The following is a 24,352-nucleotide window of genomic DNA, read 5'->3' on the forward strand; positions in this document are numbered from 1 at the left end:
CCCGAGACCGGAACCGGCACGCCGCAGCGCAGCTGTCACAGGTTCAACGACGGCCGCCAGGCCGCAAGCGCACGAGTGCGCGCAGACCTTGACCGCGAGAACGGTGTGCAAGGATGAAGGGAACAGCAAGCCAGCCCACACCCCGCCCGCATTGCACTGGCAAGCGAAGCGCGCAGCGGCAACGCCGCGCAGACGTCAAGGATCAAAGCCGGATAGCCGGGATGCGGCACGAAACCCGGGGCGCAGCCCGCGAGCCTGGCGGCGGTACGCCGGAACGACCGCATATCGATTGCCAGTTATTCCACAGGGATCAGCACTGAACCGCGTCCCGTACTTGGCACCAGTTCGACATACAGGGACTGTCGCCCGACGATGACAGCGAGCATGGGCCGCTTGTCTCGACGCTGCGCTGAAAGTCGGGTCCATTCCGATCTGTCGAGACCAGAAGGATGGGGATGATCTTCAGGATGGGTATGCCATTCGCCCAGATAGCGCACCGTTCCTTGACTCGCCGTCCAACGAGACAAGGCGATGGCTTCGTGTCCAAACGGCATCCGCTCGAACAGGTAGCGAAACCGCTTGTCCCAAGCCGTGGGAACCGTCGCTTGCTCAATGAGCAAGTGGCCTCCATGCACGGAGCCAAGCAAAAGCCCACCAGCTTCGCAGTCGGCATCAGTGCCCTGAATATGCTGATTGAATGTCTGCAGCGTACCTGCCGAAAAATGCAGCAACGTGCCTTTGCCGCCAGTTGCCCAGGAACCTAGGAATTGCATAGAGGGCAATCCCGATCTCGCTGAGGATCGCAGTCGGACGTGGCCAGCTGATGGGTCTGATCGATCAGCCGGGTTCGTAACGCAGGAGAGTGGGCGCCGTTGATCCAATCAAGGGCCATATCAGCGCCCAGGCTGGCAGCCTGCACCGACACCGAAGCCGGAAATGGCACATACAAGCCCTCGCACCCATGGCCTGCCAAGATGTTCGGTAGAGCATCAACGGTCGAGCGAAGTTCGCCTCTTCTGTGGCTGTGCCATAAGCACCGGTAGCACGCACCCGACGCGGTCGTTCTCAGGAGCGCCCGCACAGCTGTTCCAGGCCCTTCGATCCAGACAGAAAGCATGGGGGTGGGCGCCCGATAGCGGCCGCACAGCCAGTGCCCGAGGGATTCTTCGCCGGTGGCATCGATGAGCAGGTCAAGCTTTCCCAATTGAGCCTGTCTGACATCTACAGGAAGCGCGTGAACCTCGGCGCCTGGCGACAAGCGCTTGAGTTCCTGCGCCATGGCCTCGGCCTTGTTCGACAGCAGGTCCGGAAATCCGAGGCGATGCCGCCCGATGTTCTGTGGAAGGAGTGCGTCGAAATCCACCAGCGTGAGTTTTCCGCCGCATGTGCCCGCCCCGGCCTTGACCAGCATGTCCGAGAGGTATCCGCCGATCGTGCCGCACCCCACAAGGGCGATTCGTTTCCCCGCCAGCGTTCTCAACTTGGGAATGTTGCGCTGGGCCAGATACCGGTCATCGATCCGGATCACAGAGACGGGCATCACCTTCAGTCCAAAGGTTGAATCTCTGCGATCAGCGAGCTTGGCTTTGTGCGTCAACGGTTGGTGGTCAAAGAGCACAACAAAGCCATACGTCATCAATGGCGACTCGATGACGATGAGGACACCATTGGCCTTCTTGCTTTGCCCCTCCTTGATACGTTCGTGAATCTTGCGCCGACACCGAGGGTCCAGGGTGCTTTGCCAAGCCAACACGTCCCCCACGGTTTCGGGAGGCCAGTGGCTGGTCAGCGGCCGGGGTTGAGCGGTCGTCTTGACTCGGTAGGTCAGCACCGTTCTATCGGTGACCTGGTAGCCGAGCGAATGCAGCTTTTTGGTTGTTCGTTCTTCGTTGTCGGTGATGAACCAGAGCGGATTGCCATGGGCTTGCGCAACGATACAGTTCTGCCGGCCCAGATCTTCGCCTTGCATGTCCACGAAGCAAAGCCAGCCGCTCCAGTAGGCAAAAAATTCTTCGGCGAGGTCTTCGATCATCTCGCCTTTCAATATTCGCCCCAGCACGGCGGACGCGCGTTGCAGACATGCCAAGGACTGCCCGACTGGATCGTAGATGTCCAATACCACGGTCCCCTTGGCCAAATAGCAAAGGCTGCCATCCGCACCAAGATGAGGAACCGCCTTGGGCAGTTCAGGCGGGATTTCAAGCAGCCGGATGCGAGGCAGGTCGAAGAAGGCAGGGTCGAGCTGAACCTCGCATGCAATGCCATCGACCGCGCCGCAAGGGATCAACAGCCCCCGCAGCTTGAACCAGCCGTCTTCCGTCTTGCCGACGAACTCGAAGCCTCGCCGCTCAAAGGCTTCGATCACGTCCGCGACTGCGGCAACGCTGCTCATCCCGCCTTCGTTCGCCCGACCAATTCGCTCGGACCAGCCGTGGCCGGCGCTGCGGCGATGGTGGCTGCAACGGATACCACCTTGACCCGAGCCGGTTCATTCGGGAAGCGCGGGCCGAACTCGCCTTGCATCCAGATGCAGGCCTGTGAAGGACTGCCGGCGTCAGTTGCACCGCGCAGCACCTTCTCCAATGCTTCAAACGCCTTCGCCGCTTCTTCGACGCCCTCTTTGCCGAGTCGCACCGTGAGCGACTCCGACTCATCCACGGGGTTGTTCACCCCTGCACGCAGCTTGGCCGGCAGGGCCGCCACGACGTCCAGCAGCGCCAGGTCGTCGCGCCGATCCCGCTTCTCGAACAGTGGTGCCGCCGCAGCCATCAACAGGATGGAGGCGGGTCCGCCGCTGGACCACCGCCAATCGCGGAACGCTTTCAAGTAGCGAATCACACGGCGGAACTGTTCGCCCTTGGCCTCCACTTCGCCCAAGAACCATTCCTTGACAGGTCTGGGATCGGAGGGCATCCAGTTGCACTCGCGGTGAGCCAGGAGCACCTTGTCTGCGGGCAGTGCCGTCCAGGCATCCCGCTCTGCCATGTTCACCGCCTCCGTCAGCGAGTCGTAACCGTATCGCTCCATCGAGGCCTTCGCGAGCGTGACGAACTCTTCATCGGGGATGGCGTACAGCGGAACGTCGATGTGGGCATAGGCCGCAATGACGATCCGGACGCATGTCGGCTTGTCGGTGACCAGCTTCCAGTGCTTCTCTTGGACCAGCGGCTTCAAGGCTTCTTCGGCGGCGGCAAAGAACACCGTCGTGGCCCTGCTGGGGCGCTTCGTCTGCGAGACGAAGCTCAGTGGGAGATAGCAGCCATCATCGACATCCGCTTGCTGGGGGCGCTGTGCAGGAGCGTTCAAGGTCTTGTACGCCCACGATCCTTGCGTGAAAAAGCGCGGCTGCGGCACGTCGTCCGTATACCCGCGTTCGCGCAAAACGCGCGGGATGCCGGTGCGCAGGCAGTTTCTGACATCGTTGCGAGCGCTGGCGATCCAGGCACGTTGTTCAACTGACAGATTCAGCTCTTCATGCATGCAGGATTCGTCATCGACCGTGGTGAAGAAAAGCGGACTCAGGTTCAGCATGCGGCCTCCGGCACATTCTTGTTGGGGCCGTGATAGAAGGTAGGTGCGCCGGCCTGGTGCGCTCGAAACGGTTGGAACAGAGGGTCGCCCAGTGCGCGCTGTGCAGCGTGGCTGCCGCGGTCCTTCAGCGTGTTCGTGGCACCGATGGACACACGGTCCAGTGCTTTTACGTCCTTGCTTTGATCGGGCGTGGCCTTGTCGTCGATCTGGAAGTAGTTGCCACCCAAGGCCTGTCGCAGCATGTAGTCCACCGACGACTCCTGGGCGGAGATCACCAGGTCGAAGAGCCCCCCGCGCCACTTGCCGAATCCTCGGTCAAGGCTGGCGCCACCGCGGACCGTTGCGCCGATCGTCATCGTGCCGATGGACAGCACCCGAACCAGCGCACTCTGTTTAGGCGCGAGGAACGTATTGACTTCGTGAAGCCCGAACAGTCCGGGCGCGTTGCCGACCAGACCCCCATCCGCAAAGACGCCACGGTCGTTGCGCGCCAGCGGAAAGTAAACGGGGGCAGCGGCGGTCGCCAACGCCACATCCACGATCTTCATGCGGTGGTCCATCTCGAATGAGGGATGGTGAGGCGTCTTGAAGAACTGGCCACGCCCGGTCGAATAGTTGACGGCTGGCACGAGAACACGGTGCTTCAAGTTGCCGATCGTGGCGTCTTGGAAGCGCTCGGTCAGCACCGACCGCAATCCCGCGGAGTCGTGCTTGGCGGTCAACCAGAAGCCCAGAAGGCGCCGAGCGAGACTGCGGCAACCAAAGATGCGGGAGCCCTGCTTCTCGAACAGCGCCTTGAGTTCAATGGCCGGGATTTCTGCTGCCAGCCCCAAGGCCAGCATGCCGCCTGCGGAAGTACCGCAGATCAGATCGAAATGCGAAGCGATGGGGCGGCCCAGCACGGCTTCGAGCTCGGCCAGGACCGTCGCTGTGTACAGGCCGCGATAGCCGCCCCCAGACAGGGCGAGCACATGGTAGGTGGGCACGCCCGTCATTGCACTCAGCCCTTCGGCGGGAAGGAGTCGTTGCCGTGGCTGTCCTTGTCACGGATGCGGCCATCCGGACGGTGGATGACCAGTTCCGACTGCTGGTTGCGCGCGATGTCTCGCCCCGCGTCAATGGCCTGCTGCTGTGTGTCGTGCACGGAGGTTGCCCGCTGATTGCCGGCACCCTTGACGGCCCAACCGTCCTGGTGAGGAACTACATGCTGATTTTTGCCTGTCATGGCGAATTCCCTAAAGTTGAACCATCGAGACCCCGGCCAGCCGGCCGGGTTGCCAATGACCACCTGCTGAAGCAAAATACGTTGCTCTTGCAGACAACGGGTGAGTCAAGCCAAATCAACCTGCTGGATTCGAAGAACCCACGTCTGTTGTCTGGCTGGACAACAATGTATCAGAGTTGGTGCCAGGCTGCAAATGGTGGGCTTGGTGCCGCATAACGCAGTTGCTGCGGGGACAGGCGCATCGCGCCGTCCGCCTCAGTCCAAGGAACGGAACGGATGTCACAAACAGGCCTGGGCGTCGCCCTCAAGACGCTACGCGAGCGCAGGACCCTCTCATTGCGCGAAATCGGGCAACTGTCCTCGGTGGACCATGCCTATGTCCACCGGCTGGAGTCCGGCGAGAAGACAAACCCCTCAGCCGACTTGGTCGAAAAACTGCTGAAGGTACTTAAACCAGGTGAAAGAGATGCTGCACTGGTGCTGTGGCTGGTTGACCATGCGGAGGCCGATCCGCGCCTTGTGGAATTCGTGCTGAACGATCCGTCCATCAGCATTGACATCTTTTCTGCTGCAGCAGGTGTGAGGCATCGTGGCAATGCCAGACCTGATCCCGCGACTTTGATCGCCCGGATACAGCGAGCGTTCGAGGACGAGGACGACTGAACATGGATGAAGCGGATGTCAGACAGAAAGCACGGGCCTTTGTTGCGAAGGTTGATGTGTCCGGCATCCGAGAAGACCTGACACCCTATGTGGTAGCGGCGAATGCCAAGGTCAAGCAGGATGAGCTTGGTGAGGGAGAGTCCGGCTACACGATCACCAAGCCGAATGGCAAGCACGTGATCACGGTGAATTCGCTGGAGACAGAAGAGCGCCAACGCTTCACCATCTGCCACGAAATTGCGCACATCGTCCTTGCGCTGGAGTCGAGCCACGAAGAAGTGCCGTCCTGGTCCTATGCGAAGCGGCATCCGAACGAAATTGCTTGCGACACCTTCGCCGCTGAATTGCTGATGCCTTATCAACAATGGCTGTCGCTTGTGCCCAACGAGGAACCGTCACTGGCGCTCATCCAGCGCATGGCGGACTTGTTCCACACATCATTCCCTGCCGCAGCGTCGCGGTTCGCTTCGCTCAGTGACATCCCGTGCGCCTTCGTGACCATGGAACGCGGCGCAGTACGCTACGCGGCGCGCTCCACCAGCTTGCGACAGGCTGGGGCCTGGATATCTCCCAGGTCCGCCATCCCCGTCGGCTCCGTGGCTCACCGCCTCCGTTCTTCAGGCAGCAGTGCTGCCGACACGGATGAGGTTGCACAAGACATCTGGTTCGACAACTGGGAAAAGGGCCTCGACCTCTGGGAGCTCTCCAGACACTACGCACGCACGGATACCACCACGTCGCTGCTGTGGTTCGACAGCGAAGATCTGCCTGAAGTGGAGGTGAATCGCTTCGGTGTCCGTGTCGAGGACGACGGCGGCCTGGCCGAATTGACGGGTCAGTTGGCCTGGCCGGGACGCAACAGACGCCGCTGAGAAGCGGGGGGCGTTTGGCCGCACAGCGCTTGCCGGGCCACGCTGCAGCAAGTTGTCCCGATAGGTACTGAACCTCACCATATCTCCATAACAGCACGTTCATGGAGTCCAAGGTGGAACAGCTACGTCAAACATCCCATTCAGCCGGCACAAACGCTCACCAGCCGCTTCCCTTGCCAGGCACCGAAGCCTACGAGGCTCTGCCCCAGTTTTCGCAGAGCAGCCCTCTTCCTTTCCGTCGCACCATCCGCCGCCACGAACTGCACCAGATCGTGCCTCTGGCCGAGACGACGATCTACGAAATGGAACAGCGCGGCGAGTTTCCGCGCCGCTTCCGCCTTACCGCCCGATGCGTCGTCTGGGATCTGGCAGAAGTCGAAGCCTGGATCGATGACCGCAAGCAAGCCTCTCGATCCGTGAAGACCAGCGCATCGGTCGGCCCGGACGTGAGACTGCGTCGGCACCGTCCTGTTCGATGAATCCGCCATCAAGCGCTTGCGGCGACTGACTACACCCCATCCGCCCGGACCAGCACCGCCCCCGGCAACGCCTGTGCCGCCTGAGCCATTGCGAGCGTGACCGCAGCATCGCTGTCGTCCGCCTTCCTGCTGAAAGCAAGACCGACATGACCCGGCCGTCCCCAGCCGACCGAGACATCGGCGCAGTCGCTACCCGCCAACTGACGAAGGACATCCTCCTGCGACCCCATGTCCGAGTCCAGTGCGTAGACCAGCGTGAAATCGTGAACCATCGCGTCAGCCTCCTTCGTCATCGGGCACCAGCAATCCGCGCCAGCGTTTCGTCAAGCTGCTGGCGATCTGCCGCACGCTTGGCCGCCGTGCGCTGCCCCAGGTTGTGCAGTTTGCGCCGCACCCCCGGCAACTCGGCCGCATGGGCCAGTCCGATCAAACTGAGATCGGCCTTCTCATCCTCGACGGATTGAAGGAAGGCGCACGACGGCCCGTCCAGCCAATGCGCTACGCGGGCCAACAGGCGCTCGCGGCTCTCCAGCAAGGCGGCCACACCAATAGGCTCGGACGTCATCCCGTTGAAGTGGGCCTCGAAAGTGGCCTCGAAATCCGCTGGCACGCGCGGTGCCAGCATCTCCCAGGCTGGCTTCGGACTGCACGTCAGGTAAACGAGAAAGGTCCGCCAGAGCCCCTCGTCCGCGCGTTCATCCTCCAGCAGCAGGCCCACGTCGAAGAGATCGCGCGGGTGCTGCCGCGACAGCGCAGCCGCCAACTTGCCGGCATAGAGGTCGGCGAATGCCAGCACCTGCACCTCGGCAAAGCCGAAGGCCTCCTCCACCCGTGGCCGCACGACCATGGTTCGCACCGGATGCACCGTTCCACGCATGACGGGTGTCGTCTCGATCTGCACGCGCGCACGGCCGCGACTGGCCACCAAGCGAGTGACTGCCCCACCCTCGCCCGCCGAAGTCTGCACCTGCAATTGCAAAGGCCGGGCGCGCAGTACATCCGCCATTCGCTCCAGCGCTGCGGCAATCAGCCTCGCGTCCTCGGCATAGTCATGCACCGGCAACCAGGCCAGATCGATGTCCACCGACAGACGCGGCAGATCATGCTCGAACAGGTTGATGGCCGTGCCGCCCTTGAGCGCAAAAGCCGGCTCCTGCGCCAGCACCGGCAGGATCTCGACCAGCAGCCGCACACGGTCGGTATAGCGCCGGTCCCATTGGTCAAGCCAGGTGCTCATCAAGATCTCCCGGCAAGGTGATCTGGTAGGTCGGATGCAGGCGTCCGCCGGGCACGAGCGCACGCTTGCCTCTGCCCAGATCAACACCCTCCAGGGACATGTGCGCCAGCCACGCATGCCGATGGCGATCAGCCAGGGCCAGGAACAGCCGCTTCGCCTTGATGCTGCGGCAGTGCCGCAGCAGCAGGCCGACCCGCTGCGGCCGCAACGTGGTCATGGCCTGCATCAGCGCATCGGCCTCGTAGACCTCTGCCGCACCCGATACGCCATCGCACAGTTCGAGCATGGCCCGCTCGGGCGTCGAGCAGACCAGGGCATCGGCGCCAGGCGCAGCGGAGTACCAAGCCAGGCCCGCTTCCGACAACACCGTCCCTGAGACTTCCGCAGTGACGGGCACAGCCGTGAGGTCGACCGGCCCCTTGCCCGGGTACTCGAAGCGCTGCTCCAGTGAAAGCTTGCCCACCCAGCCCGGCGGCTGTCGTGGCCCATACAGCGTGATCGTCCCGGCATCGCCCAGGCGCAGGTAGTGCTCATGGCCCTGCAGGCCGAGGGCGAAGCGTCCCCCGACGTGCAGCGGCATGCCCTCCCCGAGCTGCAGGCTGCGGACCACCCCATCCCATTGCAGCCGCCCGCCCCTGCGCATGTAGACGCCACGCGCCGGCGAGACCAGCCAGCCGCTGCCCATGTAGCGCGCCACAAGGCTGTTGGAGTATCCATGCGCCCGTAGCCAGCGGCTGGATACCAAGCGCGTGTCGCCCAGTTCGGCCAGCAACTGGTTCAGTTTTCCTGCATTTTGAGCATCCATAGTGCTCAAAATAACAGATTTATAAACCAACGCCAAGGCTTGGTGGTTTGAAAAACTCCCGAAAAGATCACCCAAAGTGCGCCTTTTTCCACCTATGTAAACCCCGCGCTGTCCGCCGACAAGAAGCGCCGATGAAAACATCATGGGGCTCTCCCTCACAAAACTGCACTGAGCACCGGGACCGACACGTTGTCCGGCAGCAGCTTCGGCACATGGGTTCGCCCATCAATCCAGGCATCGACCATGTCCGCCCATTCCTGCAGCATGTGGCGCCGCTGCTCTGCGTACTCGGCCTTGTTGTAGACCGAGCGCGAGGAGCGCCCTTCCTCATGCGCCAGGCACTTCTCTATCCAGTCACCGTTGAAGCCCACTTCGTTGAGCAGCGTCGAGCCGGTACGGCGCAGGTCATGGACGGTGAACGGTTCCAGCGGCAGGCCCGCGGTCTTGGCCCGCCCGACGATGAGATGGGTGACGCGGTTCAAGGTCGCATGGGACATGCAACGGATCGGCTCGTAACGCGAGGGCAGCACGAACTTGGAGCCAGCGGCACAGGTATGCAACGCCACGAGGATGTCCAGGGCCTGCCGCGACAGATAGACCACGTGCGGGTTGCGCCCCTTCATGCGCTCCTTCGGAATCGTCCAGGTTGCTTTCTCGAAGTCGATCTCCCTCCACGTGGCCTCGATCAATTCGCTCTTGCGCACCAGGGTCAGCAGGACCATGCGCAGCGCCAAGCGGATCGTCGGATAGGTCGCGATGGACTCCAACTGATGGAACGCCAGCCGGATTTCGGCCGGCGACAGCGCCCGGTCTTTCGGAACGAAGGTCGCGATCGAGGCCGCAGCCACGTCGTTGGCCGGGTTGTCCACCTTCTCACCATGCAGGATGGCGAACGCATAGACCTGCTTCACGATGTCACGGACATGCACGGCAGTGGCAGGCGCTCCGCGCGCCTTCACCTTGTTGCACAGAGCCCGCAGGTCATCGGCGGTGATCTCGTTGAGCAGCCGGTTCTGGAACACCGGCAGGATGTCTCGGTCGACGACATGCTTGCGCATCGCGCGCGTGCTGTCGGCCATACGGGCGTCAGCCAGCCATTTCACGGCGACGTCCCCGAAGTTCTTGGCGGCGGTCAGCCGACGCTTCTCGCGCTGCTTTTCCAACGCCGGGGAACGGCCCGCAGCGACGGTCCTTTTGGCGTCTAGAAGCTTTTCACGGGCAAGGGCCAGCGAGATGCCACCGGGGCCATAGCGGCCGATGGTCAGGGTCTCACGGCGCCCGTTGAGACGGTAATCGTAGCGGAAGGTGACGGTACCGGCGGTCGATACCGTCACGTACATCCCATCCCGGTCAGAAGCCTTATAGGTCAACGACTTAGGCTTCAGATTGCGCAGTGCTGTGTCGGTAAGCATCGAGGTTTTCCTCCTGTTTCGTGACGGCTTTTACCGTCAGGGGTCAGGAGACCCGTCGATGCCCGGAAAGCCGCATGAAACAAGCTTTCCAGAGGAGCGCTTTACCGTCAAAGACCGTTTTGGTCTCAATAGTAAACGGGAGGGTCTTGATCCGCCCCCCGGTTCTTACCGTCAGCTCTACCGTCAACCCATTTCGCTGGTCGGCGATAGCCATCGATAGAAGCCGTGACGTATTTCCTTTTAAATCAACACGTTACGTCAGTTTTTCGATAGCTGGCGATAGTCCCCGAAGGACGTCAATTCACTCCCACTCTATTGTAAACAAGACATTTTTATCTTTTATATTCAATGGCTTATTTTCCTGCTAATTGGTAATACCATGAAAAATACCATGCTCAGAAAAGGCTTAACAATATTTTGAAAAATTGCCTACTGAGCGCTGCCGCACAGCTCCATAGGCCGCTTTCCTGGCTTTGCTTCCAGATGTATGCTCTTCTGCTCCTGCAGCTAATGGATCACCGCAAACAGGTTACTCGCCTGGGGATTCCCTTTCGACCCGAGCATCCGTATGAGACTCATGCTCGATTATTATTATTATAGAAGCCCCCATGAATAAATCGCTCATCATTTTCGGCATCGTCAACATAACCTCGGACAGTTTCTCCGATGGAGGCCGGTATCTGGCGCCAGACGCAGCCATTGCGCAGGCGCGTAAGCTGATGGCCGAGGGGGCAGATGTGATCGACCTCGGTCCGGCATCCAGCAATCCCGACGCCGCGCCTGTTTCGTCCGACACAGAAATCGCGCGTATCGCGCCGGTGCTGGACGCGCTCAAGGCAGATGGCATTCCCGTCTCGCTCGACAGTTATCAACCCGCGACGCAAGCCTATGCCTTGTCGCGTGGTGTGGCCTATCTCAATGATATTCGCGGTTTTCCAGACGCTGCGTTCTATCCGCAATTGGCGAAATCATCTGCCAAACTCGTCGTTATGCATTCGGTGCAAGACGGGCAGGCAGATCGGCGCGAGGCACCCGCTGGCGACATCATGGATCACATTGCGGCGTTCTTTGACGCGCGCATCGCGGCGCTGACGGGTGCCGGTATCAAACGCAACCGCCTTGTCCTTGATCCCGGCATGGGGTTTTTTCTGGGGGCTGCTCCCGAAACCTCGCTCTCGGTGCTGGCGCGGTTCGATGAATTGCGGCTGCGCTTCGATTTGCCGGTGCTTCTGTCTGTTTCGCGCAAATCCTTTCTGCGCGCGCTCACAGGCCGTGGTCCGGGGGATGTCGGGGCCGCGACACTCGCTGCAGAGCTTGCCGCCGCCGCAGGTGGAGCTGACTTCATCCGCACACACGAGCCGCGCCCCTTGCGCGACGGGCTGGCGGTATTGGCGGCGCTGAAAGAAACCGCAAGAATTCGTTAACTGCACATTCGGGATATTTCTCTATATTCGCGGTTCAGCAGGCATGTCCCCTTTGAGGGCGACCCGACGACAGGATAATCGACCTTATGGTGCGCAAATATTTCGGCACAGACGGTATTCGTGGCAAAGCCAACGAAGGCGCGATGACGGCGGAAACCGCCTTGCGCGTCGGCATGGCGGCTGGCCGTGTCTTTCGTCGCGGTGACCACCGCCATCGTGTCGTGATCGGCAAGGATACGCGCCTGTCGGGCTATATGCTTGAACCCGCGCTCACAGCCGGTTTCACCTCGATGGGCATGGACGTATTCCTTTTTGGCCCGCTGCCGACAACGTATAGGAAGAATAAACGCCCTTTTCACCCAAGTCCAACAGCTTTGGACCGCAGTTGACTCTTTCGACACCCCTGCGATGCAACCCAATCCGGCTGACGGGGAGCCAGCAACGCTGAAAATTTACCCTCCTCTTTCCCACTAGCGGCTCCTTTTCCGACAACCAGCACGGCGGATCCCTGCCGCGGCGCTGTGAACGCAGCATTTTGATTGGTATCGTTGGCCTTCAGGCTCGTCAGTCAAACAGACCCAGGAGCAGCTCAGCCGGTGGCGCCCGGCTTTCGGGTAACGCCCTGGTCCCGCTGGTTTCGGCTTTGTGCTTCAGGTGATCAAGGATCTGCTTGATCACTATAGGGTCTTCAATGCAGGCGATGACTTTCATGGCGCCGCCGCAGCCGCTGCAGGTCTCGATGTCGATATTGAAAACACGCTTGAGCCGTTGCGCCCATGTCATCGACGCTCGCCGTTGTGCTGGTGTTGCCGGTTCATCAGCCACCCTGACCTTGTTGCCCCTGCCCCGTTTTGCCGGCGTGACCAACGCCCGGTGCCGACTGTTGGGTGCGAACACCCCGTGGAAGCGGGTTAGGTTGACTCTGGGCTTCGGTACCAGGGCGGCCAGCCTTGCAATGAAATCCAATGGTTCGAAAATGACGTGCGTGGTGCCGTCCCGGTACGGCGTCTTGAGCTGGTAGCGCACGTTGCCGCCTCGTGTTAACGACAGCCGCTTCTCGGATACCGCCGGGCGGCTGATGTACCGGCACAGCCGTTCGAGCTTCTTGCGTTCATCGGCCCTGGCCGCCACGCCGGCGTGCAGGCTGGACCCGGCTACCTTGCCAATCCCGTCACCGAACGGATCACCACTGGTCGGCAGAGTTTGCAAAGTGAACACCTTTCGCCCCGCCTGTGAACCGACAGCGATACGGTAAGTGATCGAGTGCCCCAGCAGGGGTGTCATCGGGTCGTCATCCACCGCATCCGAGGCCAGATAGCTGTTTTCGACATCCCGTTCCAGCAGGCCTTGCCGTTCCAGATAGCGACCCACCCGGTGGGCGATGGTGTGCGTCAGCTGGGTGAGCTCTGGGCTGGTCGGCGCCTTGACCCAGCGGAAACGCGCTGAGCCGTGGGATTGCTCGACATACACACCGTCGAGAAACAGCATGTGGAAGTGAACATTCAGATTGAGCGCCGATCCAAAACGCTGGATCAGGGTGACCGCGCCCGTCTTGGCCACTTGGTGGGTATGGCCCGCTTTCTTGACCAGGTGCGTGGCAATGACGCGGTAAACGATGCCCAGCACCCACCCCATGATCTCGGGCCGGCTGGCAAACAGGAAACGCAGCTGAAACGGGAAGCTCAACACCCACTGACGCATGGGTTGTTCAGGCAGTACTTCATCAACCAGCAAGGCGGCACTTTCGGCCATCCGCCGCGCCCCACAGCTCGGGCAGAAACCGCGACGCTTACAGCTGAAAGCGACCAGGTGCTCGGCGTGGCAAGACTCGCAGCGAACCCGTAGAAAGCCATGCTCCAGCCGCCCGCATTGGAGAAATTCTTCAAATTCCCGTTGCACATAGCCCGGCAATTCCTTTCCCTGCTCTGCCATAAGCGCAGCGAATGCCGGGTAATACTCGTCAACGATCTGATAGAGAAGGGTTTGCTCGGGTCGGTGGCTCTGGTAACGACCAGTATCCCGATCCCGGCTGGCCGTCCTGGCCGCCACATGAGGCATGTTCCGCGTCCTTGCAATACTGTGTTTACATACAGTCTATCGCTTAGCGGAAAGTTCTTTTACCCTCAGCCGAAATGCCTGCCGTTGCTAGACATTGCCAGCCAGTGCCCGTCACTCCCACTCGATTGTAAACAAGCACACAAAACCCTTTAGTGACAACAATTTGCAAGAACTATCAGGCTCAGTGCCATGAAAAATACCATGACCAGATCATGAGGTTGAACACGGCTTGCGCCGGCAGCGTTCACGCTCCTGGTCGGCGATCTCGCCCGGCTGCAATGCTAGCTCAGCATCGGTCATGCGCTCCAGCACGTCGCGTAGGCGGATGGTGCAAGGAATGGGCGGCAGCTCGAACTCATAGCCGCCGGCGATCATTTCGGCCGCAATCTCCTCGGTGATGAAAAACGGCTCGTCGTCTTGGTTCGGCTTCTTCATGCCCTTTCCTCCTGGCGCTCATCCTGGCCGACAGCGGCCAGGGCATCGGCTTCCGTCAATGCGTCCTCCACGAACGCGCCGTGCTGCTTCGCTTCGGCCTGGCTGACCTCGGCCCATATCCGTTTCACCTGGGCCGCACTGTACCCGGCCAGCTCGGCGGTCTTGTTGATGCTGTAGCCGGACTTGCGCAGCGCGACAACTTGGGCGCGGCGCTTCGGATCAGCACGGCGGCCCTTGTACCGCCCGGCCTGGCGGGCCAACTCAATGCCTTGGCGCTGGCGTTCGCGCCTGTCCTCGTAGTCGTCGCGGGCCATCTGCAAGGCCAGGCGAAAAAGCATGATCTGCACGGCTTCCAGCACGATCTTGGCGACGCCCTGGGCCTCGGCCGCCAGGTCGGATAGATCGACCACGCCAGGGACGGCCAGGCGTGCGCCTTTGGCCTGTATCGAGGCCACCAGGCGCTCGGCCTCGGGCAAAGGTAGGCGGCTGATGCGGTCGATCTTCTCGGCAATGACCACCTCGCCGGGCTGTAGGTCGCCGATCATGCGCAGCAGCTCAGGCCGGTCGGCGCGTGCGCCGGATGCCTTCTCACGGTAGATGCCGGCGACGTAGTAGCCGGCGGCCTTCGCGGCCGTAGTGATCGCCTCTTGGCGTTCCAAGTCCTGCGCGTCGGTGCTGACGCGCAGATAGACCCGCGCCACCATCGGCGCGGCTACTGGCTTCGTCCTGCGCATACTTGCGGGCTCCTTTGGGCATGCCTCAAAGTGCCAGTTTATCGCTGGTGGCTCATAGCTCAAAAGGTCGGCTTATAAGTGCCTAGCCCAAAAAGATAACCCTTATGTGCCATGCCAAACATTGGCAGCGTCACGCCGTAAGTTGTTCAAAGGTGTCGTTTTCAGAAGACGGCTGCACTGAACGTCAGAAGCCGACTGCACTATAGCAGCGGAGGGGTTGGATCCATCAGGCAACGACGGGCTGCTGCCGGCCATCAGCGGACGCAGGGAGGACTTTCCGCAACCGGCCGTTCGATGCGGCACCGATGGCCTTCGCGCAGGGGTAGTGAATCCGCCAGGATTGACTTGCGCTGCCCTACCTCTCACTAGTGAGGGGCGGCAGCGCATCAAGCGGTGAGCGCACTCCGGCACCGCCAACTTTCAGCACATGCGTGTAAATCATCGTCGTAGAGACGTCGGAATGGCCGAGCAGATCCTGCACGGTTCGAATGTCGTAACCGCTGCGGAGCAAGGCCGTCGCGAACGAGTGGCGGAGGGTGTGCGGTGTGGCGGGCTTCGTGATGCCTGCTTGTTCTACGGCACGTTTGAAGGCGCGCTGAAAGGTCTGGTCATACATGTGATGGCGACGCACGACACCGCTCCGTGGATCGGTCGAATGCGTGTGCTGCGCAAAAACCCAGAACCACGGCCAGGAATGCCCGGCGCGCGGATACTTCCGCTCAAGGGCGTCGGGAAGCGCAACGCCGCTGCGGCCCTCGGCCTGGTCCTTCAGCCACCATGCCCGTGCACGCGACAGCTGCTCGCGCAGGCTGGGTGCCAAGCTCTCGGGTAACATCAAGGCCCGATCCTTGGAGCCCTTGCCCTCCCGCACGATGATCGTGCCGTGATCGAAATCCAGATCCTTGACCCGCAGTTGCAAACCCTCACTGATCCGCATGCCCGTTCCATACAGAAGCTGGGCGAACAAACGATGCTCGCCTTCCAGAAAACCGAGGATGCGAACCACTTCATCCGGGGTCAGCACCACCGGCAAGCGCCGCGACGGCCGAGGTCTTCCGATCTCCTGAAGCCAGGGCAGATCCGTGCACAGCACCTTGCCGTAGAAGAACAGCAAGGCCGCCAATGCCTGACGATGCGTGGAGACCGAAACCTTGCGCTCGTTCGCCAGCCAGGACAGAAATGCCTCGACTTCGCTGCTGCCCAAGGTTGCCGGGTGACGCACACCGTGGAAACGGATGAAGGCACGAACCCAGTGGACATAAGCCTGTTCGGTTGGTAAGCTGTAATGCAAGTAGCGTATGCGCTCACGCAACTGGTCCAGAACCTTGACCGAACGCAGCGGTGGTAACGGCGCAGTGGCGGTTTTCATGGCTTGTTATGACTGTTTTTTTGTACAGTCTATGCCTCGGGCATCCAAGCAGCAAGCGCGTTACGCCGTGGGTCGATGTTTGATGTTATGGAGCAGCAACGATGTTACGCAGCAGGGCAGTCGCCCTAAAACAAAGTTAGACGGCAAAGTCACAGACCGCGGGATCTCTTATGACCAACTACTTTGATAGCCCCTTCAAAGGCAAGCTGCTTTCTGAGCAAGTGAAGAACCCCAATATCAAAGTTGGGCGGTACAGCTATTACTCTGGCTACTATCATGGGCACTCATTCGATGACTGCGCACGGTATCTGTTTCCGGACCGTGATGACGTTGATAAGTTGATCATCGGTAGTTTCTGCTCTATCGGGAGTGGGGCTTCCTTTATCATGGCTGGCAATCAGGGGCATCGGTACGACTGGGCATCATCTTTCCCGTTCTTTTATATGCAGGAAGAACCTGCATTCTCAAGCGCACTCGATGCCTTCCAAAAAGCAGGTAATACTGTCATTGGCAATGACGTTTGGATCGGCTCTGAGGCAATGGTCATGCCCGGAATCAAGATCGGGCACGGTGCGGTGATAGGCAGCCGCTCGTTGGTGACAAAAGATGTGGAGCCTTACGCTATCGTTGGCGGCAATCCCGCTAAGAAGATTAAGAAACGCTTCACCGATGAGGAAATTTCATTGCTTCTGGAGATGGAGTGGTGGAATTGGTCACTGGAGAAGATCAAAGCGGCAATGCCCATGCTGTGCTCGTCTAATATTGTTGGCCTGCACAAGTATTGGCTCGAGTTTGCCGTCTAACAATTCAATCAAGCCGATGCCGCTTCGCGGCACGGCTTATTTCAGGCGTTAGACATCATGAGGGAAGCGGTGACCATCGAAATTTCGAACCAACTATCAGAGGTGCTAAGCGTCATTGAGCGCCATCTGGAATCAACGTTGCTGGCCGTGCATTTGTACGGCTCCGCAGTGGATGGCGGCCTGAAGCCATACAGCGATATTGATTTGTTGGTTACTGTGGCCGTAAAGCTTGATGAAACGACGCGGCGAGCATTGCTCAATGATCTTATGGAGGCTTCGGCTTTCCCTGGCGAGAGCGAGACGCTCCGCGCTATAGAAGTCACCCTTGTCGTGCATGACGACATCATCCCGTGGCGTTATCCGGCTAAGCGCGAGCTGCAATTTGGAGAATGGCAGCGCAATGACATTCTTGCGGGTATCTTCGAGCCAGCCATGATCGACATTGATCTAGCTATCCTGCTTACAAAAGCAAGAGAACATAGCGTTGCCTTGGTAGGTCCGGCAGCGGAGGAATTCTTTGACCCGGTTCCTGAACAGGATCTATTCGAGGCGCTGAGGGAAACCTTGAAGCTATGGAACTCGCAGCCCGACTGGGCCGGCGATGAGCGAAATGTAGTGCTTACGTTGTCCCGCATTTGGTACAGCGCAATAACCGGCAAAATCGCGCCGAAGGATGTCGCTGCCGACTGGGCAATAAAACGCCTACCTGCCCAGTATCAGCCCGTCTTACTTGAAGCTAAGCAAGCTTATCTGGGACAAAAAGAAGATCACTTGGCCTCACGCGCAGATCACTTGGAAGAATTTATTCGCTTTGTGAAAGGCGAGATCATCAAGTCAGTTGGTAAATGATGTCTAACAATTCGTTCAAGCCGACCGCGCTACGCGCGGCGGCTTAACTCCGGCGTTAGATGCACTAAGCACATAATTGCTCACAGCCAAACTATCAGGTCAAGTCTGCTTTTATTATTTTTAAGCGTGCATAATAAGCCCTACACAAATTGGGAGATATATCATGAAAGGCTGGCTTTTTCTTGTTATCGCAATAGTTGGCGAAGTAATCGCAACATCCGCATTAAAATCTAGCGAGGGCTTTACTAAGCTTGCCCCTTCCGCCGTTGTCATAATCGGTTATGGCATCGCATTTTATTTTCTTTCTCTGGTTCTGAAATCCATCCCTGTCGGTGTTGCTTATGCAGTCTGGTCGGGACTCGGCGTCGTCATAATTACAGCCATTGCCTGGTTGCTTCATGGGCAAAAGCTTGATGCGTGGGGCTTTGTAGGTATGGGGCTCATAATTGCTGCCTTTTTGCTCGCCCGATCCCCATCGTGGAAGTCGCTGCGGAGGCCGACGCCATGGTGACGGTGTTCGGCATTCTGAATCTCACCGAGGACTCCTTCTTCGATGAGAGCCGGCGGCTAGACCCCGCCGGCGCTGTCACCGCGGCGATCGAAATGCTGCGAGTCGGATCAGACGTCGTGGATGTCGGACCGGCCGCCAGCCATCCGGACGCGAGGCCTGTATCGCCGGCCGATGAGATCAGACGTATTGCGCCGCTCTTAGACGCCCTGTCCGATCAGATGCACCGTGTTTCAATCGACAGCTTCCAACCGGAAACCCAGCGCTATGCGCTCAAGCGCGGCGTGGGCTACCTGAACGATATCCAAGGATTTCCTGACCCTGCGCTCTATCCCGATATTGCTGAGGCGGACTGCAGGCTGGTGGTTATGCACTCAGCGCAGCGGGATGGCATCGCCACCCGCACCGGTCACCTTCGACCCGAAGACGCGCTCGACGAGATTGTGCGGTTCTTCGAGGCGCGGGTTTCCGCCTTGCGACGGAGCGGGGTCGCTGCCGACCGGCTCATCCTCGATCCGGGGATGGGATTTTTCTTGAGCCCCGCACCGGAAACATCGCTGCACGTGCTGTCGAACCTTCAAAAGCTGAAGTCGGCGTTGGGGCTTCCGCTATTGGTCTCGGTGTCGCGGAAATCCTTCTTGGGCGCCACCGTTGGCCTTCCTGTAAAGGATCTGGGTCCAGCGAGCCTTGCGGCGGAACTTCACGCGATCGGCAATGGCGCTGACTACGTCCGCACCCACGCGCCTGGAGATCTGCGAAGCGCAATCACCTTCTCGGAAACCCTCGCGAAATTTCGCAGTCGCGACGCCAGAGACCGAGGGTTAGATCATGCCTAGCATTCACCTTCCGGCCGCCCGCTAGCGGACCCTGGTCAGGTTCCGCGAAGGTGGGCGCAGACATGCTGGGCTCGTCAGGATCAAACTGCACTATGAGGCGGCGGTTCATACCGCGCCAGGGGAGCGAATGGACAGCGAGGAGCCTCCGAACGTTCGGGTCGCCTGCTCGGGTGATATCGACGAGGTTGTGCGGCTGATGCACGACGCTGCGGCGTGGATGTCCGCCAAGGGAACGCCCGCCTGGGACGTCGCGCGGATCGACCGGACATTCGCGGAGACCTTCGTCCTGAGATCCGAGCTCCTAGTCGCGAGTTGCAGCGACGGCATCGTCGGCTGTTGCACCTTGTCGGCCGAGGATCCCGAGTTCTGGCCCGACGCCCTCAAGGGGGAGGCCGCATATCTGCACAAGCTCGCGGTGCGACGGACACATGCGGGCCGGGGTGTCAGCTCCGCGCTGATCGAGGCTTGCCGCCATGCCGCGCGAACGCAGGGGTGCGCCAAGCTGCGGCTCGACTGCCACCCGAACCTGCGTGGCCTATACGAGCGGCTCGGATTCACCCACGTCGACACTTTCAATCCCGGCTGGGATCCAACCTTCATCGCAGAACGCCTAGAACTCGAAATCTAACGTCCGTTCGGGCATCGAGGTCCATGTCGGGGTGGGACGGGCCCGTGGCTTCAAGATCACTTGCAGTCCGACCGCGATGTCTTGGTTGCGCGAGAGGTTGTCGATATCCTCCACTTCCATCATCAACCCTGGATAATGCCGCCGCCGTCATCGCCGCCGACGCCCGTGCCGGGCTTTTCGGGCCTGTCAGGCTTGCTCGGCCTTCAGCCTGCCTGGGCGAGATCTCCGGCGGACGGATTAACGGCGGAGCTTCGCCGCCTTTCGTGCGTGTGAAGGCCGAAGATAGTTCTCTCAAAAACATCCGTTTATGAGAGATACCAAATGTCATTTTCAGAAGACGACTGCACCAGTTGATTGGGCGTAATGGCTGTTGTGCAGCCAGCTCCTGACAGTTCAATATCAGAAGTGATCTGCACCAATCTCGACTATGCTCAATACTCGTGTGGGCTCTGTTGCAAAAATCGTGAAGCTTGAGCATGCTTGGCGGAGATTGGACGGACGGAACGATGACGGATTTCAAGTGGCGCCATTTCCAGGGTGATGTGATCCTGTGGGCGGTGCGCTGGTATTGTCGCTATCCGATCAGCTATCGCGACCTTGAGGAAATGCTGGCGGAACGCGGCATTTCGGTCGACCATACGACGATCTATCGCTGGGTCCAGTGCTACGCCCCGGAGATGGAGAAGCGGCTGCGCTGGTTCTGGCGGCGTGGCTTTGATCCGAGCTGGCGCCTGGATGAAACCTACGTCAAGGTGCGGGGCAAGTGGACCTACCTGTACCGGGCAGTCGACAAGCGGGGCGACACGATCGATTTCTACCTGTCGCCGACCCGCAGCGCCAAGGCAGCGAAGCGGTTCCTGGGCAAGGCCCTGCGAGGCCTGAAGCACTGGGAAAAGCCTGCCACGCTCAATACCGACAAAGCGCCGAGCTATGGTGCAGCGATCACCGAATTGAAGCGCGAAGGAAAGCTGGACCGGGAGACGGCCCACCGGCAGGTGAAGTATCTCAATAACGTGATCGAGGCCGATCACGGAAAGCTCAAGATACTGATCAAGCCGGTGCGCGGTTTCAAATCGATCCCCACGGCCTATGCCACGATCAAGGGATTCGAAGTCATGCGAGCCCTGCGCAAAGGACAGGCTCGCCCCTGGTGCCTGCAGCCCGGCATCAGGGGCGAGGTGCGCCTTGTGGAGAGAGCTTTTGGCATTGGGCCCTCGGCGCTGACGGAGGCCATGGGCATGCTCAACCACCATTTCGCAGCAGCCGCCTGATCGGCGCAGAGCGACAGCCTACCTCTGACTGCCGCCAATCTTTGCAACAGAGCCTCCGTCGCCATGCTCACCTCGCTTTGGTGCACACGAGTATTGAGCATAGTCGAGATTGGGGCACTGTTGCAAATAGTCGGTGGTGATAAACTTATCATCCCCTTTTGCTGATGGAGCTGCACATGAACCCATTCAAAGGCCGGCATTTTCAGCGTGACATCATTCTGTGGGCCGTACGCTGGTACTGCAAATACGGCATCAGTTACCGTGAGCTGCAGGAGATGCTGGCTGAACGCGGAGTGAATGTCGATCACTCCACGATTTACCGCTGGGTTCAGCGTTATGCGCCTGAAATGGAAAAACGGCTGCGCTGGTACTGGCGTAACCCTTCCGATCTTTGCCCGTGGCACATGGATGAAACCTACGTGAAGGTCAATGGCCGCTGGGCGTATCTGTACCGGGCCGTCGACAGCCGGGGCCGCACTGTCGATTTTTATCTCTCCTCCCGTCGTAACAGCAAAGCTGCATACCGGTTTCTGGGTAAAATCCTCAACAACGTGAAGAAGTGGCAGATCCCGCGATTCATCAACACGGATAAAGCGCCCGCCTATGGTCGCGCGCTTGCTCTGCTCAAACGCGAAGGCCGGTGCCCGTCTGACGTTGAACACCGACAGATTAAGTACCGGAACAACGTGATTGAATGCGATCATGGCAAACTGAAACGGATAATCGGCGCCACGCTGGGATTTAAATCCATGAAGACGGCTTACGCCACCATCAAAGGTATTGAGGTGATGCGTGCACTACGCAAAGGCCAGGCCTCAGCATTTTATTATGGTGATCCCCTGGGCGAAATGCGCCTGGTAAGCAGAGTTTTTGAAATGTAAGGCCTTTGAATAAGACAAAAGGCTGCCTCATCGCTAACTTTGCAACAGTGCCCCTGCGTGCGCTGCTGCCATGTCCACTACCTGACGCCGGTGATGGTGATGGCCTCGCCGGAGCGGGAATTTCTTAACCTCGACGAATTTAGACGATCGGCGGGCGAGGGGATGTCGTGGCAAGGTCCGCCTTGCGCTGCTCCGCAAGGGCGACACCAGCGGGTTCGTCGGCGGCCACGCCTAGCGCGACCGCAACCAAGCGTCGAAAAAGTATACGCTCGTCACCCGCCGTCTCCTGTGCTGAGAGTCTCAGGCCGATCGGCCGGCAGGGCTCAATGTCAGCAAACGCGTGATGAGCGGTGGCCTTCAACAGTGATAAGGCGGCACCAGAGAAAAATCACTCAGGGTCAATGCCAGCGCTTCGTTAATACAGATGTAGGTGTTCCACAGGGTAGCCAGCAGCATCCTGCGATGCAGATCCGGAACATAATGGTGCAGGGCGCTGACTTCCGGTGCCAGCAGATATTTTGGCAGTTTGCCTTGGATCAGAGCCATCTGACGCAGGGCTAGTGCAGCCGGATAGTCAATAGCTACCGGCAGCGGTGCGGACTGTTGTAACTCAGAATAAGAAATGAGGCCGCTCATGGCGTTGACTCTCAGTCATAGTATCGTGGTATCACCGGTTGGTTCCACTCTCTGTTGCGGGCAACTTCAGCAGCACGTAGGGGACTTCCGCGTTTCCAGACTTTACGAAACACGGAAACCGAAGACCATTCATGTTGTTGCTCAGGTCGCAGACGTTTTGCAGCAGCAGTCGCTTCACGTTCGCTCGCGTATCGGTGATTCATTCTGCTAACCAGTAAGGCAACCCCGCCAGCCTAGCCGGGTCCTCAACGACAGGAGCACGATCATGCGCACCCGTGGCCAGGACCCAACGCTGCCCGAGATGCGCCGCGTGCGGCTGCTGGAGATGGCGGACGCGATGGATATGTTCTGCCAAGGGTTGGTTTGCGCATTCACAGTTCTCCGCAAGAATTGATTGGCTCCAATTCTTGGAGTGGTGAATCCGTTAGCGAGGTGCCGCCGGCTTCCATTCAGGTCGAGGTGGCCCGGCTCCATGCACCGCGACGCAACGCGGGGAGGCAGACAAGGTATAGGGCGGCGCCTACAATCCATGCCAACCCGTTCCATGTGCTCGCCGAGGCGGCATAAATCGCCGTGACGATCAGCGGTCCAATGATCGAAGTTAGGCTGGTAAGAGCCGCGAGCGATCCTTGAAGCTGTCCCTGATGGTCGTCATCTACCTGCCTGGACAGCATGGCCTGCAACGCGGGCATCCCGATGCCGCCGGAAGCGAGAAGAATCATAATGGGGAAGGCCATCCAGCCTCGCGTCGCGAACGCCAGCAAGACGTAGCCCAGCGCGTCGGCCGCCATGCCGGCGATAATGGCCTGCTTCTCGCCGAAACGTTTGGTGGCGGGACCAGTGACGAAGGCTTGAGCGAGGGCGTGCAAGATTCCGAATACCGCAAGCGACAGGCCGATCATCGTCGCGCTCCAGCGAAAGCGGTCCTCGCCGAAAATGACCCAGAGCGCTGCCGGCACCTGTCCTACGAGTTGCATGATAAAGAAGACAGTCATAAGTGCGGCGACGATAGTCATGCCCCGCGCCCACCGGAAGGAGCTGACTGGGTTGAAGGCTCTCAAGGGCATCGGTCGACGCTCTCCCTTATGCGACTCCTGCATTAGGAAGCAGCCCAGTAGTAGGTTGAGGCCGTTGAGCACCGCCGCCGCAAGGAATGGTGCATGCAAGGAGATGGCGCCCAACAGTCCCCCGGCCACGGGGCCTGCCACCATACCCACGCCGAAACAAGCGCTCATGAGCCCGAAGTGGCGAGCCCGATCTTCCCCATCGGTGATGTCGGCGATATAGGCGCCAGCAACCGCACCTGTGGCGCCGGTGATGCCGGCCACGATGCGTCCGGCGTAGAGGATCCACAGGACGGGTGTGGTCGCCATGATCGCGTAGTCGATAGTGGCTCCAAGTAGCGAAGCGAGCAGGACTGGGCGGCGGCCAAAGCGGTCGGACAGTGCTCCGAGAACGGGTGCGCATAGAAATTGCATCAACGCATATAGCGCTAGCAGCACGCCATAGTGACTGGCGATGCTGTCGGAATGGACGATATCCCGCAAGAGGCCCGGCAGTACCGGCATAACCAAGCCTATGCCTACAGCATCCAGGGTGACGGTGCCGAGGATGACGATGAGCGCATTGTTAGATTTCATACACGGTGCCTGACTGCGTTAGCAATTTAACTGTGATAAACTACCGCATTAAAGCT

General features: G+C 59.8%; 27 protein-coding genes and 1 pseudogene. 13 read left to right on the plus strand and 15 right to left on the minus strand.

The window, feature by feature from the left end; genetic code table 11:
* Positions 1 to 296: 296 nt before the first annotated feature.
* Genes ABD767_RS06245 through ABD767_RS06265 form a run of 5 tightly spaced genes read right to left on the minus strand, consistent with a single transcriptional unit; the run spans position 297 to position 4,756 of the window.
* Positions 297 to 773: a Mov34/MPN/PAD-1 family protein gene (locus ABD767_RS06245; RefSeq protein WP_091571651.1), complete on the minus strand. Its 477-nt coding sequence runs from the start codon at positions 771 to 773 to the stop codon at positions 297 to 299.
* Positions 761 to 2,392, minus strand: a complete 1,632-nt coding sequence (locus ABD767_RS06250; protein ID WP_091571648.1) for a ThiF family adenylyltransferase — start codon at positions 2,390 to 2,392, stop codon at positions 761 to 763. Before ABD767_RS06250 ends, ABD767_RS06245 begins: the two co-directional genes overlap by 13 nt.
* The gene (locus ABD767_RS06255; protein WP_091571645.1) at positions 2,389 to 3,531 is read right to left on the minus strand and encodes a CBASS cGAMP synthase; all 1,143 of its coding nucleotides are present in this window, start codon (positions 3,529 to 3,531) and stop codon (positions 2,389 to 2,391) included. Before ABD767_RS06255 ends, ABD767_RS06250 begins: the two co-directional genes overlap by 4 nt.
* Positions 3,525 to 4,526, minus strand: a complete 1,002-nt coding sequence (locus ABD767_RS06260) for a CBASS cGAMP-activated phospholipase (RefSeq protein ID WP_091571643.1) — start codon at positions 4,524 to 4,526, stop codon at positions 3,525 to 3,527. Before ABD767_RS06260 ends, ABD767_RS06255 begins: the two co-directional genes overlap by 7 nt.
* A gap of 5 nt (positions 4,527 to 4,531) precedes the next feature.
* Complete coding sequence (locus tag ABD767_RS06265) at positions 4,532 to 4,756, minus strand: DUF2188 domain-containing protein (protein ID WP_011812342.1); 225 nt, start codon at positions 4,754 to 4,756, stop codon at positions 4,532 to 4,534.
* 276 nt (positions 4,757 to 5,032) lie between these two features.
* Here ABD767_RS06265 and ABD767_RS06270 point away from each other — a divergent pair, with 276 nt between their 5' ends.
* The 3 genes from ABD767_RS06270 (at position 5,033) to ABD767_RS06280 (ending at position 6,770) form a co-directional block, all read left to right on the plus strand.
* The gene (locus ABD767_RS06270; RefSeq protein ID WP_091571640.1) at positions 5,033 to 5,419 is read left to right on the plus strand and encodes a helix-turn-helix domain-containing protein; all 387 of its coding nucleotides are present in this window, start codon (positions 5,033 to 5,035) and stop codon (positions 5,417 to 5,419) included.
* 2 nt (positions 5,420 to 5,421) lie between these two features.
* Complete coding sequence (locus ABD767_RS06275; protein WP_091571638.1) at positions 5,422 to 6,291, plus strand: ImmA/IrrE family metallo-endopeptidase; 870 nt, start codon at positions 5,422 to 5,424, stop codon at positions 6,289 to 6,291.
* A gap of 101 nt (positions 6,292 to 6,392) precedes the next feature.
* Complete coding sequence (locus ABD767_RS06280) at positions 6,393 to 6,770, plus strand: helix-turn-helix transcriptional regulator (RefSeq protein ID WP_091571634.1); 378 nt, start codon at positions 6,393 to 6,395, stop codon at positions 6,768 to 6,770.
* Positions 6,771 to 6,799: 29 nt separating this feature from the next.
* Here ABD767_RS06280 and ABD767_RS06285 read toward each other — a convergent pair whose 3' ends face one another.
* From ABD767_RS06285 to ABD767_RS06300, 4 genes are all read right to left on the minus strand, one after another.
* Entirely contained in the window at positions 6,800 to 7,042 is a 243-nt protein-coding gene (locus ABD767_RS06285; protein ID WP_091571760.1) for a transcriptional regulator, read from the minus strand.
* Positions 7,043 to 7,059: 17 nt separating this feature from the next.
* On the minus strand, positions 7,060 to 8,007 hold the full coding sequence (locus tag ABD767_RS06290; protein ID WP_091571631.1) for a nucleotidyl transferase AbiEii/AbiGii toxin family protein: 948 nt from the start codon (positions 8,005 to 8,007) through the stop codon (positions 7,060 to 7,062).
* On the minus strand, positions 7,991 to 8,812 hold the full coding sequence (locus ABD767_RS06295; RefSeq protein ID WP_091571629.1) for a type IV toxin-antitoxin system AbiEi family antitoxin domain-containing protein: 822 nt from the start codon (positions 8,810 to 8,812) through the stop codon (positions 7,991 to 7,993). The genes ABD767_RS06290 and ABD767_RS06295 overlap by 17 nt, the downstream gene beginning before the upstream one ends.
* A 155-nt stretch (positions 8,813 to 8,967) precedes the next feature.
* Positions 8,968 to 10,224 carry a tyrosine-type recombinase/integrase gene (locus ABD767_RS06300; RefSeq protein WP_091571626.1) on the minus strand — a complete coding sequence of 419 codons (1,257 nt, stop codon included), beginning with the start codon at positions 10,222 to 10,224 and terminating at the stop codon, positions 8,968 to 8,970.
* A gap of 608 nt (positions 10,225 to 10,832) precedes the next feature.
* On the opposite strand from ABD767_RS06300, the gene sul2 reads away from it, so the two are divergent.
* Positions 10,833 to 11,648, plus strand: coding sequence for a sulfonamide-resistant dihydropteroate synthase Sul2 (sul2, locus tag ABD767_RS06305; RefSeq protein ID WP_001043260.1), 816 nt, complete (start codon positions 10,833 to 10,835; stop codon positions 11,646 to 11,648).
* An 86-nt stretch (positions 11,649 to 11,734) separates the two neighbouring features.
* Positions 11,735 to 11,977 (plus strand): annotated as a pseudogene (glmM, locus tag ABD767_RS06310) (phosphoglucosamine mutase); the annotation flags it as partial.
* Between the two features lie 235 nt (positions 11,978 to 12,212).
* Here the strand turns inward: glmM and ABD767_RS06315 are convergent.
* The 4 genes from ABD767_RS06315 to intI1 form a co-directional block, all read right to left on the minus strand.
* Positions 12,213 to 13,706, minus strand: a complete 1,494-nt coding sequence (locus ABD767_RS06315) for an IS91-like element ISCR2 family transposase (RefSeq protein WP_001120888.1) — start codon at positions 13,704 to 13,706, stop codon at positions 12,213 to 12,215.
* 210 nt (positions 13,707 to 13,916) lie between these two features.
* Positions 13,917 to 14,141, minus strand: coding sequence for a hypothetical protein (locus tag ABD767_RS06320; protein ID WP_000743213.1), 225 nt, complete (start codon positions 14,139 to 14,141; stop codon positions 13,917 to 13,919).
* Positions 14,138 to 14,875, minus strand: a complete 738-nt coding sequence (locus tag ABD767_RS06325) for a recombinase family protein (RefSeq protein ID WP_001366550.1) — start codon at positions 14,873 to 14,875, stop codon at positions 14,138 to 14,140. Before ABD767_RS06325 ends, ABD767_RS06320 begins: the two co-directional genes overlap by 4 nt.
* 355 nt (positions 14,876 to 15,230) lie before the next feature.
* A complete protein-coding gene (intI1, locus tag ABD767_RS06330; RefSeq protein ID WP_000845039.1) occupies positions 15,231 to 16,244 on the minus strand; it encodes a class 1 integron integrase IntI1 in 1,014 nt (337 codons plus the stop codon).
* A 170-nt stretch (positions 16,245 to 16,414) separates the two neighbouring features.
* Between intI1 and ABD767_RS06335 the strand changes: the two genes are divergently transcribed.
* The 7 genes from ABD767_RS06335 (at position 16,415) to ABD767_RS06365 (ending at position 22,020) form a co-directional block, all read left to right on the plus strand.
* Positions 16,415 to 17,047, plus strand: coding sequence for a type B-3 chloramphenicol O-acetyltransferase CatB3 (locus ABD767_RS06335; RefSeq protein WP_000186237.1), 633 nt, complete (start codon positions 16,415 to 16,417; stop codon positions 17,045 to 17,047).
* Positions 17,048 to 17,104: 57 nt separating this feature from the next.
* Positions 17,105 to 17,896, plus strand: coding sequence for an ANT(3'')-Ia family aminoglycoside nucleotidyltransferase AadA2 (locus ABD767_RS06340; protein ID WP_001206356.1), 792 nt, complete (start codon positions 17,105 to 17,107; stop codon positions 17,894 to 17,896).
* Between the two features lie 163 nt (positions 17,897 to 18,059).
* A complete protein-coding gene (locus ABD767_RS06345; protein WP_000679427.1) occupies positions 18,060 to 18,407 on the plus strand; it encodes a quaternary ammonium compound efflux SMR transporter QacE delta 1 in 348 nt (115 codons plus the stop codon).
* Positions 18,401 to 19,240 carry a sulfonamide-resistant dihydropteroate synthase Sul1 gene (gene sul1 / locus ABD767_RS06350; RefSeq protein ID WP_000259031.1) on the plus strand — a complete coding sequence of 280 codons (840 nt, stop codon included), beginning with the start codon at positions 18,401 to 18,403 and terminating at the stop codon, positions 19,238 to 19,240. Before ABD767_RS06345 ends, sul1 begins: the two co-directional genes overlap by 7 nt.
* Before the next feature lie 127 nt (positions 19,241 to 19,367).
* Positions 19,368 to 19,868: a GNAT family N-acetyltransferase gene (locus ABD767_RS06355; RefSeq protein WP_000376623.1), complete on the plus strand. Its 501-nt coding sequence runs from the start codon at positions 19,368 to 19,370 to the stop codon at positions 19,866 to 19,868.
* A gap of 506 nt (positions 19,869 to 20,374) precedes the next feature.
* Positions 20,375 to 21,139 carry an IS6-like element IS6100 family transposase gene (locus ABD767_RS06360; RefSeq protein ID WP_001389365.1) on the plus strand — a complete coding sequence of 255 codons (765 nt, stop codon included), beginning with the start codon at positions 20,375 to 20,377 and terminating at the stop codon, positions 21,137 to 21,139.
* 176 nt (positions 21,140 to 21,315) lie between these two features.
* Positions 21,316 to 22,020 carry an IS6-like element IS26 family transposase gene (locus ABD767_RS06365; RefSeq protein WP_001067855.1) on the plus strand — a complete coding sequence of 235 codons (705 nt, stop codon included), beginning with the start codon at positions 21,316 to 21,318 and terminating at the stop codon, positions 22,018 to 22,020.
* Between the two features lie 357 nt (positions 22,021 to 22,377).
* On the opposite strand, the gene ABD767_RS06370 is transcribed toward ABD767_RS06365, so the two are convergent.
* On the minus strand, positions 22,378 to 22,656 hold the full coding sequence (locus ABD767_RS06370; protein WP_000015696.1) for a site-specific integrase: 279 nt from the start codon (positions 22,654 to 22,656) through the stop codon (positions 22,378 to 22,380).
* 265 nt (positions 22,657 to 22,921) lie between these two features.
* On the opposite strand from ABD767_RS06370, the gene ABD767_RS06375 reads away from it, so the two are divergent.
* A complete protein-coding gene (locus ABD767_RS06375) occupies positions 22,922 to 23,050 on the plus strand; it encodes a type VI secretion protein (RefSeq protein ID WP_001260374.1) in 129 nt (42 codons plus the stop codon).
* A gap of 55 nt (positions 23,051 to 23,105) precedes the next feature.
* Here ABD767_RS06375 and tet(C) read toward each other — a convergent pair whose 3' ends face one another.
* Positions 23,106 to 24,296, minus strand: a complete 1,191-nt coding sequence (gene tet(C) / locus ABD767_RS06380; RefSeq protein ID WP_001297013.1) for a tetracycline efflux MFS transporter Tet(C) — start codon at positions 24,294 to 24,296, stop codon at positions 23,106 to 23,108.
* Positions 24,297 to 24,352 lie beyond the last annotated feature (56 nt).

It is taken from the genome of Comamonas faecalis, from assembly GCF_039538025.1.
In the GTDB taxonomy this organism is placed as follows: Bacteria; Pseudomonadota; Gammaproteobacteria; order Burkholderiales; family Burkholderiaceae_C; genus Comamonas_C; species Comamonas_C faecalis.

Excerpts from the sequence above, each read along its gene's own strand:
- ABD767_RS06280 (WP_091571634.1), top strand. The coding sequence starts at position 6,393 with ATGGAGTCCAAGGTGGAACAGCTACGTCAAACATCCCATTCAGCCGGC.
- ABD767_RS06320 (WP_000743213.1), bottom strand. The coding sequence starts at position 14,141 with ATGAAGAAGCCGAACCAAGACGACGAGCCGTTTTTCATCACCGAGGAG.
- ABD767_RS06325 (WP_001366550.1), bottom strand. The coding sequence starts at position 14,875 with ATGCGCAGGACGAAGCCAGTAGCCGCGCCGATGGTGGCGCGGGTCTAT.
- ABD767_RS06275 (WP_091571638.1), top strand. The coding sequence starts at position 5,422 with ATGGATGAAGCGGATGTCAGACAGAAAGCACGGGCCTTTGTTGCGAAG.
- ABD767_RS06245 (WP_091571651.1), bottom strand. The coding sequence starts at position 773 with ATGCAATTCCTAGGTTCCTGGGCAACTGGCGGCAAAGGCACGTTGCTG.
- ABD767_RS06360 (WP_001389365.1), top strand. The coding sequence starts at position 20,375 with ATGACGGATTTCAAGTGGCGCCATTTCCAGGGTGATGTGATCCTGTGG.
- intI1 (WP_000845039.1), bottom strand. The coding sequence starts at position 16,244 with ATGAAAACCGCCACTGCGCCGTTACCACCGCTGCGTTCGGTCAAGGTT.
- ABD767_RS06370 (WP_000015696.1), bottom strand. The coding sequence starts at position 22,656 with ATGAGCGGCCTCATTTCTTATTCTGAGTTACAACAGTCCGCACCGCTG.
- ABD767_RS06260 (WP_091571643.1), bottom strand. The coding sequence starts at position 4,526 with ATGACGGGCGTGCCCACCTACCATGTGCTCGCCCTGTCTGGGGGCGGC.
- ABD767_RS06265 (WP_011812342.1), bottom strand. The coding sequence starts at position 4,756 with ATGACAGGCAAAAATCAGCATGTAGTTCCTCACCAGGACGGTTGGGCC.
- ABD767_RS06285 (WP_091571760.1), bottom strand. The coding sequence starts at position 7,042 with ATGGTTCACGATTTCACGCTGGTCTACGCACTGGACTCGGACATGGGG.
- ABD767_RS06375 (WP_001260374.1), top strand. The coding sequence starts at position 22,922 with ATGCGCACCCGTGGCCAGGACCCAACGCTGCCCGAGATGCGCCGCGTG.
- ABD767_RS06270 (WP_091571640.1), top strand. The coding sequence starts at position 5,033 with ATGTCACAAACAGGCCTGGGCGTCGCCCTCAAGACGCTACGCGAGCGC.
- ABD767_RS06250 (WP_091571648.1), bottom strand. The coding sequence starts at position 2,392 with ATGAGCAGCGTTGCCGCAGTCGCGGACGTGATCGAAGCCTTTGAGCGG.
- sul1 (WP_000259031.1), top strand. The coding sequence starts at position 18,401 with ATGGTGACGGTGTTCGGCATTCTGAATCTCACCGAGGACTCCTTCTTC.
- ABD767_RS06355 (WP_000376623.1), top strand. The coding sequence starts at position 19,368 with ATGGACAGCGAGGAGCCTCCGAACGTTCGGGTCGCCTGCTCGGGTGAT.
- sul2 (WP_001043260.1), top strand. The coding sequence starts at position 10,833 with ATGAATAAATCGCTCATCATTTTCGGCATCGTCAACATAACCTCGGAC.
- ABD767_RS06335 (WP_000186237.1), top strand. The coding sequence starts at position 16,415 with ATGACCAACTACTTTGATAGCCCCTTCAAAGGCAAGCTGCTTTCTGAG.
- ABD767_RS06255 (WP_091571645.1), bottom strand. The coding sequence starts at position 3,531 with ATGCTGAACCTGAGTCCGCTTTTCTTCACCACGGTCGATGACGAATCC.
- ABD767_RS06300 (WP_091571626.1), bottom strand. The coding sequence starts at position 10,224 with ATGCTTACCGACACAGCACTGCGCAATCTGAAGCCTAAGTCGTTGACC.
- ABD767_RS06290 (WP_091571631.1), bottom strand. The coding sequence starts at position 8,007 with ATGAGCACCTGGCTTGACCAATGGGACCGGCGCTATACCGACCGTGTG.
- ABD767_RS06365 (WP_001067855.1), top strand. The coding sequence starts at position 21,316 with ATGAACCCATTCAAAGGCCGGCATTTTCAGCGTGACATCATTCTGTGG.
- ABD767_RS06295 (WP_091571629.1), bottom strand. The coding sequence starts at position 8,812 with ATGGATGCTCAAAATGCAGGAAAACTGAACCAGTTGCTGGCCGAACTG.
- ABD767_RS06345 (WP_000679427.1), top strand. The coding sequence starts at position 18,060 with ATGAAAGGCTGGCTTTTTCTTGTTATCGCAATAGTTGGCGAAGTAATC.
- ABD767_RS06340 (WP_001206356.1), top strand. The coding sequence starts at position 17,105 with ATGAGGGAAGCGGTGACCATCGAAATTTCGAACCAACTATCAGAGGTG.
- ABD767_RS06315 (WP_001120888.1), bottom strand. The coding sequence starts at position 13,706 with ATGCCTCATGTGGCGGCCAGGACGGCCAGCCGGGATCGGGATACTGGT.